Source organism: Nocardia sp. JMUB6875 (assembly GCF_041154655.1).
Lineage (GTDB): Bacteria > Actinomycetota > Actinomycetes > Mycobacteriales > Mycobacteriaceae > Nocardia.
The window spans coordinates 1-10,132 of sequence record NZ_BAAFGR010000224.1 but is presented as its reverse complement, the minus strand read 5'-3'; the positions used below and the strand labels follow the sequence as shown (position 1 = coordinate 10,132).

General features: G+C 68.5%; 10 protein-coding genes. 5 read left to right on the top strand and 5 right to left on the bottom strand.

Going from position 1 to position 10,132, the window contains the following annotated elements; translation table 11 throughout:
* The coding region (locus tag ACAM49_RS35565; protein WP_369639930.1) for an HRDC domain-containing protein at nucleotides 1-929 on the bottom strand (929 nt) is incomplete at its 3' end.
* A 202-nt stretch (nucleotides 930-1,131) separates the two neighbouring features.
* On the bottom strand, nucleotides 1,132-1,758 hold the full coding sequence (locus ACAM49_RS35560) for a DUF3000 domain-containing protein (RefSeq protein WP_369639929.1): 627 nt from the start codon (nucleotides 1,756-1,758) through the stop codon (nucleotides 1,132-1,134).
* Between the two features lie 73 nt (nucleotides 1,759-1,831).
* On the opposite strand from ACAM49_RS35560, the gene hemE reads away from it, so the two are divergent.
* The 3 genes from hemE to ACAM49_RS35545 all read left to right on the top strand — a co-directional run bounded on the left by hemE (nucleotide 1,832) and on the right by ACAM49_RS35545 (nucleotide 5,556).
* Entirely contained in the window at nucleotides 1,832-2,899 is a 1,068-nt protein-coding gene (gene hemE / locus ACAM49_RS35555; protein WP_369639928.1) for a uroporphyrinogen decarboxylase, read from the top strand.
* Nucleotides 2,900-2,974: 75 nt separating this feature from the next.
* Nucleotides 2,975-3,955: a hypothetical protein gene (locus ACAM49_RS35550; protein ID WP_369639927.1), complete on the top strand. Its 981-nt coding sequence runs from the start codon at nucleotides 2,975-2,977 to the stop codon at nucleotides 3,953-3,955.
* Nucleotides 3,956-4,209: 254 nt separating this feature from the next.
* Nucleotides 4,210-5,556, top strand: a complete 1,347-nt coding sequence (locus tag ACAM49_RS35545) for a protoporphyrinogen oxidase (RefSeq protein ID WP_369639926.1) — start codon at nucleotides 4,210-4,212, stop codon at nucleotides 5,554-5,556.
* 115 nt (nucleotides 5,557-5,671) lie between these two features.
* On the opposite strand, the gene ACAM49_RS35540 is transcribed toward ACAM49_RS35545, so the two are convergent.
* Nucleotides 5,672-6,619 carry a threonine/serine dehydratase gene (locus ACAM49_RS35540; RefSeq protein WP_369639925.1) on the bottom strand — a complete coding sequence of 316 codons (948 nt, stop codon included), beginning with the start codon at nucleotides 6,617-6,619 and terminating at the stop codon, nucleotides 5,672-5,674.
* Between the two features lie 75 nt (nucleotides 6,620-6,694).
* Here ACAM49_RS35540 and ACAM49_RS35535 point away from each other — a divergent pair, with 75 nt between their 5' ends.
* On the top strand, nucleotides 6,695-7,342 hold the full coding sequence (locus ACAM49_RS35535; RefSeq protein ID WP_369639924.1) for a TetR/AcrR family transcriptional regulator: 648 nt from the start codon (nucleotides 6,695-6,697) through the stop codon (nucleotides 7,340-7,342).
* Nucleotides 7,343-7,403: 61 nt separating this feature from the next.
* Nucleotides 7,404-8,099 (top strand): hydrogen peroxide-dependent heme synthase, encoded by a 696-nt coding sequence (gene hemQ / locus ACAM49_RS35530; RefSeq protein WP_369639923.1) that lies wholly within the window; start codon nucleotides 7,404-7,406, stop codon nucleotides 8,097-8,099.
* A 163-nt stretch (nucleotides 8,100-8,262) separates the two neighbouring features.
* Here hemQ and msrB read toward each other — a convergent pair whose 3' ends face one another.
* Both msrB and ACAM49_RS35520 read right to left on the bottom strand, forming a co-directional pair.
* Complete coding sequence (gene msrB, locus ACAM49_RS35525) at nucleotides 8,263-8,718, bottom strand: peptide-methionine (R)-S-oxide reductase MsrB (protein WP_369639922.1); 456 nt, start codon at nucleotides 8,716-8,718, stop codon at nucleotides 8,263-8,265.
* Nucleotides 8,719-8,727: 9 nt separating this feature from the next.
* Entirely contained in the window at nucleotides 8,728-10,029 is a 1,302-nt protein-coding gene (locus tag ACAM49_RS35520; RefSeq protein WP_369639921.1) for a glycosyltransferase family 87 protein, read from the bottom strand.
* Between the last annotated feature and the right edge of the window lie 103 nt (nucleotides 10,030-10,132).

Genomic DNA, 10,132 nt, shown 5'->3' with positions numbered 1-10,132 from the left:
AGTTCGTTGTCGGGGAGGGCGCGGGCGCGTTCGACGGCGCCGAGCCATTCGCGGGAGTAGCGGCGCTGGCGCGGGCCGCCGAAGATCGGCAGGGCGCGCAGTCCGGCGATGGACTTGGGCTCGTTGGTGGCCGCGGCCACGATGGCCGAGTCGGGCAGAATGCGGGCGGGGGCCACATCGCGCAGCCGGGCCAGGCGGTCGCGGGTCGTCCATAGCTCGCGGACGATGGCGAGCTGACGGGTGCGGCGCAGGGTGTGGATGCCGGAGGTGCGCCGCCAGCGGTCGGCCTTGGGGCCGGACGGTTCGGCGGTGCGGACGTGCTCGAATTCCTGTGCGGCCCACTCGGATTTGCCCTGCTCGGCGAGGTCGGCGGCGACCGCCTCGCGCAGTTCGAGGAGCAACTCGACATCGAGGGCGGCGTAGTTCAGCCAGTCGTCGGGCAGCGGCCGGGTGGACCAGTCGGCCGCGCCGTGGCCTTTCTTCAGCTCGCGCCCGAGCAGCTTCTCCACCATGGCGGCCAGGCCGACCCGCTCGTATCCGGCCAGGCGTCCGCCCAGTTCGGTGTCGAAGAGCCGGGCCGGGTAGAGCCCGAGTTCGGCGAGCCCGGGCAGATCCTGATCCGCGGAGTGCAGCACCCATTCCAGATCGTTGATGGCCTCGGCCAGCGGCGCGAGCTCCCCGTCCACCGGAATCGGGTCGATGAGGAAGCTGCCCGCGCCCTCGCGCCGCAGCTGGATCAGATAGGCGCGATTGGAGTAGCGGAACCCGGAGGCGCGTTCGGCGTCGACCGCGAGCGGTCCGGTGCCGGCGGCCAAGCGGCGGGCGGCCTCGGCCACTTCGGAGGCAGAGTCCAGTACCGGCGGTACACCGTCCACTGGCGCGAGCAACGGTACCGCGGCAGTGGCTTCGGGTTCATCTGGTACGGACATGGTCTTGAACTCTACGGGTAGGGCAGGGGCGGGCCGCGTCACGGCGGTGAAACGACCGGCCGTGACACTGCGTCGGGCCATTGGGAATCGTACGTCGCACGCCTCGATTTCGTTGCAGTACAGACGTTCTCGCAGGCGAGGGGCTATTTCCCGGCAGCGGGGGCGGGAATTCGGGATCCGGCCGCCCCGATCTCGGGTCCAATTATTCGCTGTCCTCGCCGCGGCGCACGTCCAGCCGGGTGACCCCGGCGGGCGGCAATCCGGCCGCATAGGCGAGCACCTCGCAGAAGGCCTCCACGTGTGGCCGCAGGGCGGTGTCGCCGACGGTCCAGGAGGCGCGCACCTCGAGCTGATGCGCGCGCGGCGGTCCGGCGATATCGCCGTAGCGCACCGAGCTGGTCGAGGTGACCGTGCCGCCGAGGGCGGTGAACGGTGTCCGGGAGTCGAGCGCGTCGACCAGCCAGCTCCACGCCACCTCCGGCAGCAGCGGGTCGGCGGCGAGCGCGGAGTCGATATCGGCCTGGATGTAGGCGACCAAGCGGAACACCCCGTGCCAGGCCTCCTGCCCGGCCGGGTCGTGCAGCAGGATCAGGCGGCCGAACGCGTCACCGTCGGAGTCGACGGGCACCACATTGGTGTCGGGTCGCGTGACCTCCGCGCCGAGGGCATACGAGTAAGGGGCGAGGCGCTGCGGCGGACGGATCGGTGCGAGTTCGATTCGAGGGTGCACTGATGCGGATCCCATGGCCTCGACCGCGGCGCGGAACCGGGCTGGTTCTTCGGGCTCCGGGGTCGGGGCAGCGCCGTCGCGGAAGTCGAGCGGTGTCACGAAAGGCACCGTAGACCTTGCGGGTGCCGCGTGGTGCGAGGCGCGCCGCCGGGGGCCTTTACGATGGGCGGTGATGAGTACTCACGCCCGCCGCCAGCTGACCGATGCCCCGTTCCTCACCGCCGCCACCGGTGGCGTGCCGCATCGGCGTCCGGTGTGGTTTATGAGACAGGCCGGTCGGTCCCTTCCGGAGTACCGCGAGGTGCGCGCCGGAATCGGCATGCTGGAATCGTGTTTCGATCCGGAGCTGGTGTGCGAGATCACCATGCAGCCGATCCGCCGCCATGACGTGGACGCGGCAATCCTGTTCTCCGACATCGTGGTTCCGCTCAAGGCCGCGGGCATCGACCTCGACATCGTGCCGGGCGTCGGTCCCGTCATCGCCGAACCGGTGCGGACCGTCGAGGATGTGCGCAAGCTGCCGCGACTGCGCGCCGAGGAAGTGGGCGCGGTCACGGCCGGTGTGAAGCTGCTGCTCGACGAGCTGGGCAACACCCCGCTGATCGGATTCGCCGGTGCCCCGTTCACTTTGGCGTCGTACCTGGTCGAGGGCGGGCCGAGCAAGAACCACGAGCGCACCAAAGCGATGATGCTCGCCGATCCGGAAACCTGGCATCAGCTGCTGGGCGTGCTCACCGACATCACCATCGAATTCCTGCAGGCGCAGATCGCGGCGGGCGTCGATGCGGTGCAGCTGTTCGACTCCTGGGCCGGTGCGCTGACCCAGGCCCAGTACCGCGAATACGTTATGCCGCACTCGGAACGGGTCTTCACCGAGATCGCCGACGCGGGCATCCCGCGCATCCACTTCGGCGTCGGCACCGGAGAACTGTTGGGCGCCATGGGCGAAGCGGGCGCGGACGTGGTCGGCGTCGACTGGCGCATCCCGCTACCCGAGGCCGCCCGCCGCGTCGGCCCCGGAAAAGCCTTGCAGGGCAACCTCGATCCCGCCGTCCTGTTCGCGGGCCCGGCCGCCATCAACTCCGAGGTCCACCGCATCGCCCGCGAAGCCGACGAGGCAATCACCCTGGGCGCCAAGGGCCACATCTTCAACCTCGGCCACGGCGTCCTCCCCAACACCGAGCCGACGGTGATCACCGACACCGTCGCCCTGATCCACAGCCTCCCGACTCCGCTCTGAGGCTCGGCTCGAGATATATCTTTCGACGCGAAAACCATGCGGGGTTAGCAGAGACCACTCGGTACCGTCTCCCGCATGGGTGCCAGAGCCAACCTCGTCCTGATCGACGGCGACGGCCTGCGACTGCACTACTCGCACTGGGCCGCCGACACCATCGGTTCCGTCCTCATCGGCGGCCCCGACCCGGCCTGCCGTTTCATCTCCGCCCAGCGCCTGTGCGACCCGACCACCGAATGGCTCGACGACGTCTGGTGCGAGGGCGGCGCGGTGGTCGACCTCACCAAGCGCGAACTGGTCTACTTCGGCGACCAACTGCTGTGGGAGGTGCCCGAGAAGCAGGTCTACGGCGCGCTGCTGGAGCGCATGTGGCCCGGCTGGCGTATCCGCTGGGCCTACGACGGCATCGGCGATCTGGCCGCCGCGTCCGGGGTGGACCGGTCCGTGGTGCGGCGAGCGAGAAGGGACGACAGGGTGCTCCCCGAGCAGGTCACCGACGACCTCGACGACCCCCACCTGCTGACCGTCCGAACCTCCCAGGGTGTCACCGTCTACCCGCTGGGCTCCTGGCTGCACACCGCCTGGCAGGGCCCGGCCCTGCTGGACCTACTCCCCGAGGGCGGTGTCGAACAACTGGCCCTGACCGGCATGCCGACCAGCGGCCTGCACATCGACGTCGACGCCCACACCATCGGCGTCTGGATCGGTTTCACCATGCCCGGCCTCCTTCCCGCCCTCGTCGACCTGTGGCCCGGCTGGCACATCGAGTTCTGGCAGGACCGCTACACGGAACAACTCACCCGCTGCGGCGACGCGATCGACGTCCCGGCTCCACCACGGATCGAAACCCTCGATGCCGTCGTCGAACATCTCGGAAAACACCTGGGCCACAACCCGGTCGACTCCATGCTGTCCCTCGTCGAAGACCTCCACGCGGACTCTGGGAAGGTCCAGCTCAACCCGTTCTTCACCGAACACCGTCCGGTCGAACCCACCTCCGCCGAATGGTCCGCCGTCCTACACGCCGCCGACCAGCTCCGAGCGGATTGGGCCGCGTGACGCGGTATCAATCACGTTTCGTCGTGGGTGTTTCGGGTCAGGGTTGACGGGTGCCGTCCCGGACTGCGAAAACCCAGGTGAGAGTGGGTCGTCAGGCGCGTCGGCCGGGCGTCTCGGACGGGGACCGGACTCGGGTGGTCGCGGTTGGCGGGAGTAGGTTCGGGTGGGAGCGGCTCGTCGGTGAGGTGCGGGTCGCCGGGTCGCGGTCGCGCTCTGCGTGGTCGCGGCGAGGACTAGGTGACGAGGAGTTGGCGATGCGGGTCGCGATTGTCGGTGGGGGCATCAGTGGGCTGGTGGCTGCCTATCGGGTGCGGCAAGCATTGGGGGAGTCGGCGGAACTGGTCTTGATCGAGCGGCGGAACCGGGTCGGCGGGATTCTGCGGACGGTCGAGATCGAGGGGGATCCGGTTGATCTGGGGGCCGAGGCGTTCGTGGGGCGGCGGCCCGAGATCCCGGAGTTGATGCGGGAATTGGGGATCAAGGAGCAGCTGGTTCATCCGGCGGGGAAGCGGCCGCTGGTGTGGTCGGAGGGGACGGGGCATCGGCTGCCGGAGCGGACGTTGATGGGGATTCCGGCCGCGGCGGAATCGGTTGCGGGGCTGGTGGATGCGGCGACGCTGGCCTTGATCGAGGATGAGCCGAATCGGCCGTTGACCTGGGTTGCGGGCGGGGATATGTCGGTGGGGGAGTTGGTGCGGGATCGGTTCGGGGAGAAGGTGGTTCGGCGGAGCGTCGATCCGCTGCTCGGGGGTGTGTATGCGGGACTCGCGGATTCGATCGGTGTGCGGGCCGCGCTGCCGACGTTGGCCGCCGCCCTGGATCGTGGCGCGATGAGCTTGACCCAGGCGGTGTCCGAGGCGCTGCCGCCGCCGAGCACGACACCGGTCTTCGGCGGGATCCGTGACGGCTACGGCGTACTGCTGGACGCCCTGCGCACCGCCGCCGATGTGAAGGCCGAAATCGATACCGCCGCAACCCGGCTCACCCGCACCGCCACCGGCTGGCACCTGGATCCGGTCGGCGAGGTGGACGCGGTGATCCTCGCGACCCCCGCCCCGGTGACCGCGGAACTCCTGCGCGAGGTGGCCCCGGAAGCCGCCGACCTCGCCGCGGGCATCGACCTGGCCTCCTCCGCCGTTGTGGCACTTGCCCTTCCGGCCGACACCGCCCTGCCTGACAACTCCGGCATCCTCGTCGCCACCGGTGAGCCGTTGCGCGCCAAGGCATTTACTCTCTCCAGCCGCAAATGGACCCACCTCGCCGCCCGCGACGTGGCCCTGGTCCGAGCCTCCTTCGGCCGCTTTGGCGACGCCACCCCGCTGTCCTGGTCCGACGATGAGCTCATCCAGGCCGCCGTCGAAGACCTCACCCCCGTCACCGGCATCGAAATCCGCCCCCTCCACGCCGTCGTCCAACGCTGGCCCGGCGGCCTCCCCCAATACGCCCCCGGCCACACCACCCGAATCGTCGACCTGCGTTCCGCCACGGCCGATCTCCCCGGCCTGGCCCTCGCCGGCGCCTACCTCGACGGCGTCGGAGTCCCGGCCTGCGCCGCCTCCGGCACCAAGGCCGCCGCCATAATCTCCGACCACCTGGGCTGACCCGCCCCGTCATTCCGGCGTGCCTTCGGCCGGAATCCACACGCGCCGTTCATCACCATCGCGGTGTGGATCCCGGCCAAAAACATGCCGAGATGACGAGGGCTATGACGGCGAGCTAGCTGACCAAGTCTGAGGGGTCGGTGTTGGCGCCGCAGATGATGACCGCGACCCGCTCACCGGGGGAGGGGACATAAGCGCCCGACAGCAATGCGGCCAAAGCGGTGGCGGCGGCGTGTTCGACGGCGAGTCTGCGGCAGTCCCACAGGGTTTGGCGGGCGGCGATGATTTGTTTGTCGCTGACCAGGACTGAGACGACGTCGCCTTCGGCGGCCGCGGACAGCGCCATCGGGGTGACCCGGCGCGCGCCCAGGGCATCGGCGGCGACGGAGTCGACCTCGACGTCCACGGGTTCCCCGGCATCCAGTGCGGCATTGAACGCGCGGCAGGTCTCCGGCTCGACCGCGACCACCCGCACGCCGTGATGGTTGGCGGACACGATGATTCCCGTCAGCAGCCCCGCGCCGCCGACCGCCACCACGACGGTGTCGACCTCGGGCAACTGCGCGATGATCTCCTCCATCAGCGTCCCGGCCCCGGCCGCGATATAGGGATCGTCGTAGGCATGGGAGCGCAGCGCACCGGTGGCCTGGGCGTACCGCTCGCATTCCGCGGCCGCGTCGGCGTAGGCCGTGCCGCCGCAGAGCACCTGCGCGCCGAGGGCTTTGAGTCGAGCCACCTTGACGGCGGGCGCGTGGTCGGGCAGGAAGACGGTGGCGGCGGAGTCGACCAGGCGGGCCGCCCACGCGCACGCCACACCCGCGTTGCCGCCGGAGGCGATGGTGATCCCGGTCTTGGGCAGCAGCCCCTGTTCCCGCTGCGCGAGTACGAAATTGGCCGCGCCGCGCGCCTTGAAGGTCCCGGTGTGCTGCATGTGCTCGAGCGCGAACCACACCTCGCCGGCCACCGGGACGGTGTCGGCGTCCGCCCGGGCGACCACCACGGGTCGGATGTGGCCGGAGCTACGGTCGGCGGCCGATGTCACGTCGGCGTATGTCGGGTGCACTTGCGCTTCTTTCGTTTTCGTCGCTGGTCTCGGGCCGATCTACCGTTTGATTACACTGTAACTTACGCTGGACGCATGCCCAGGAAGTCGAAGTCGTTGGAGGAGGCGACTCCCGAGGCGATCGCCCGCGCCGGTCTGGACATCATCGCCACCCGGGGTACCGGCGAACTGAGTTTCCGCGCCATCGCCGCGGATCTGGGCGTCTCGCACACCACCGTGGTGCGCAGGGGCGGAGGCGATTTCAGCGGCCTGCTGGAATTGCTGGCCGATCAGCTCGCCGCGGATCTGCCCGAGATCCCGCCCGGTTCCGACGATTGGGACAAGGCCACCGAACGCCGCTTCGTCGCCTGGTATGACCTGCTGACCAGTTATCCAGGTCTGGTCATGCTGCGCGGCCCGCGCGTCTGGCTGGGCCCGCGGCTGCTGGCCCGCCTCACCGAACCGCAAGTGGCCGACAATCTTTCCCAGGGCATGACTCCCCGCGACGCCTTCCGCGCCTACCGCGAGTGCTACCTCTACACCCTGGGCTGCGCGGGCCTGGTCGCCCAGCACGACCGCAAACCGGTCCGCCTGCGCGTCCGCTCCGACCTGGCCGCCCTCGACCCGGACCGCTACCCGGAACTGGCGACCCACCTGGACCTGGTCAGCGAACTGCTCACCAGCGACGAGGTTTTCCGCGACGGCCTGCGCCGCCTCATCGACTCCTGGGGCCGCGAGACCTGAATCACCGTATCGGCCATGCCCCATTTCGGGCGCCGCACGGCCCAATGGCACGATGGGTCCCATGGCGCGACTCGACTACAAGGCTCTCAACGACACCATCCGCTACCTCATGTTCTCGGTGTTCCAGGTGGAGCCCGGCGAGCTCGGCGACAATCGCGCGGCCGCGATCAAGGAGGCCAAGGCCTTCTTCGAGTCGCTCGAGGAGCGCGGCGTGGTCGTGCGCGGTATCTACGATGTCGCGGGCCTGCGCGCCGACGCCGACTTCATGATCTGGTGGCACGCGGAGAAGATCGAGGATCTGCAGGCCGCCTACGCCGACTTCCGCCGCGTCACCGAGCTGGGCCAGCTCTCCACCCCGGTCTGGAGCCAGGCCGCCCTGCACCGCCCGGCCGAGTTCAACAAGTCCCACATCCCGGCCTTCCTCGCGGGTGAGGAGCCGGGCAACTACATCTGCGTGTACCCGTTCGTGCGCTCCTACGACTGGTACCTGCTCCCCGACGAGGAGCGCCGCAAGATGCTGGCCGACCACGGCAAGGCCGCCCGCGACTACCCGGATGTGCGCGCCAACACCGTCGCCTCCTTCGCCCTGGGCGACTACGAGTGGATCCTCGCCTTCGAGGCCCCCGAACTGCACCGCATCGTCGACCTCATGCGCGATCTGCGCGCCACCGAGGCGCGTCGCCATGTGCGCGAGGAGATCCCGTTCTTCACCGGCCCGCGCGTGGAGCTCGAGCAGCTGATCAACGCGCTCCCGTAAGGCGATTCACGACATCGGGCCCGGCCGCGCAGTGCGGCCGGGCCCGAGTTGTGTCGCGATGATCCGGATTCCGCCCGGTCATTAGCCGGAAGTTGGCTGCCGTCCTGCCCGCAGAATTCGGGGCATGCACGGAATCCCGTCCGCCCCATAGTATTTCTGCGACTCAGTCCGCTGTGCTGCCCGAGGGGTGTAGCCGGAGCGAAATCGAGTTGATGCAGTAGCGCTTGTCCGTGGGCGTGGGATACCCCTCGCCCTCGAACACGTGCCCCAGATGGCTGTGGCAGGTCGCGCACAGCACCTCGACACGCCGCATGCCCAGTGAGTTGTCCTCTTTCAACAGCACGGCATCGGATTTCGCCGGGTCGAAGAACGACGGCCAGCCGCAGTGCGAGTGGAATTTCTCGGTGCTGCGGAACAATTCGGTGCCGCAGGCCCGGCAGGAGTAGACGCCCTCGGTCTCGGTGTCGGTGTATTCGCCGGTGAACGCCCGTTCGGTGCCCGCCTCACGCAGCACGCGGTACTCGTCCGGGGTCAGCTTGGTCCGCCATTCCTGCGGGGTCAGCTGGATGCGCGGGGCGGGTAGCCCCGCGGTTCCCGGGGTGTCAGCATCGGAACTCATGGCTCCACGCTAGTACGCGACGCCGGCCTTGGTCCGGGGCGCGGCGGGGAGTTCGCTGTCGTCGGCGGTCCATTCCGGGTGCATCCAGGCCGGATCCAGCGACTTGCCGGTCACGAGCCGGCCCTCGCGCTTGGCGGCCAGGTAGCGGTCGCCCAGGACGCAGAACGCCACGATGAGCAGCAGGCCCCAGCCGAAGGTGGTGCGCAGGTACTCGAGATCGCGGCCGATGCTCTGCCAGCGGTCGGAGAGCCACTTGTCGTAGGACATGAAGCCGAAGATCGCCACCCACGCGGGCCAGTTGCGCAGCAGCGAGTTTCGCTGGACGACGGTCATCAGCATGGGGAGCAGGAACATCGAGTAGTACATCTGGCCCAGCGAGCCCAGCAGCATGACCGCGGTGATCAGGATGCCGGAGGTGTTGCAGATGTAGAACACCTCGTCCTCGCGGTAGTACCGGTACAGCAGCCACAGCGAGATCAGCACCAGGATGCCCATCACGATGCGGATGGTCCAGGTCAGCCACTCCGCGACACCGTAGTACCCGGCATTGCCGACGATGGCGCTGTTGAAGTAGTCGCGCGCCTCCATGAGGTAGGGCAGCGTGTGGGTGAAGAACTCCTTGTAGTCCACGATCAGCGGCCAGGCGATCAGGTTCAGCGCCACCGGAATACCCAGGGCGGTGATGAAGACCTTCCACTGCCCGCGCACCAGCGGAATCAGCAGCAGCGGCACCGTCAATGGGCCCTTCACCGCGATGGTCAATCCCAATGCCACGCCGGCCCACAGGTCTTTGCGCTTCAGCAGCAGATGGATGTAGGCCATCATCGCCAGGAACAGGCAGCCGTTGATATTGGTGAAGGCGAGGGTGTTGGTCACCGTCTCCGACATGAACATGGCCAGCAGCAGCGCGGGCGCGGCAACGGAGTTCAGCGTGAAGTTGAACAGCTTGAGCAGCAGATACCAGGCCAGCAGCAGCGCGATCGCGTTGACGAGGATGAACCCCCACCGCGACTTCTCCGGATCCAGAATCGCCAGCGGCGAGATCAGCAACGTCCCGCTCGGCGGATACAGATACGCCGGATCGGTCGAGTTGAAGTTCGCGTTGTACACCGCCCGATGGTTCAAGAACGCCAACGAGGCGTTGTACACCGGCGTGAAGTCATTGGTGACGTGATAGTTGACAGCATTGATGAACACGCGATGGATCACGGTGAGAATCGCGAGCGGCCACAGCGCAAAGTTCAATACCTCAGCGGTAGTGCGAGCGGTCCGCGGCTCGAGCTGTCGAAGGAACACTCGGGCACGGTACACCGAATCCCCCCGTCACACATGCGCCGACCCGCCTAACGAGTTACGTGGCGCACACCCCAATCCCACCCCCTAACCAACCCCCAGCGATCAGCCCCGCCGAGGG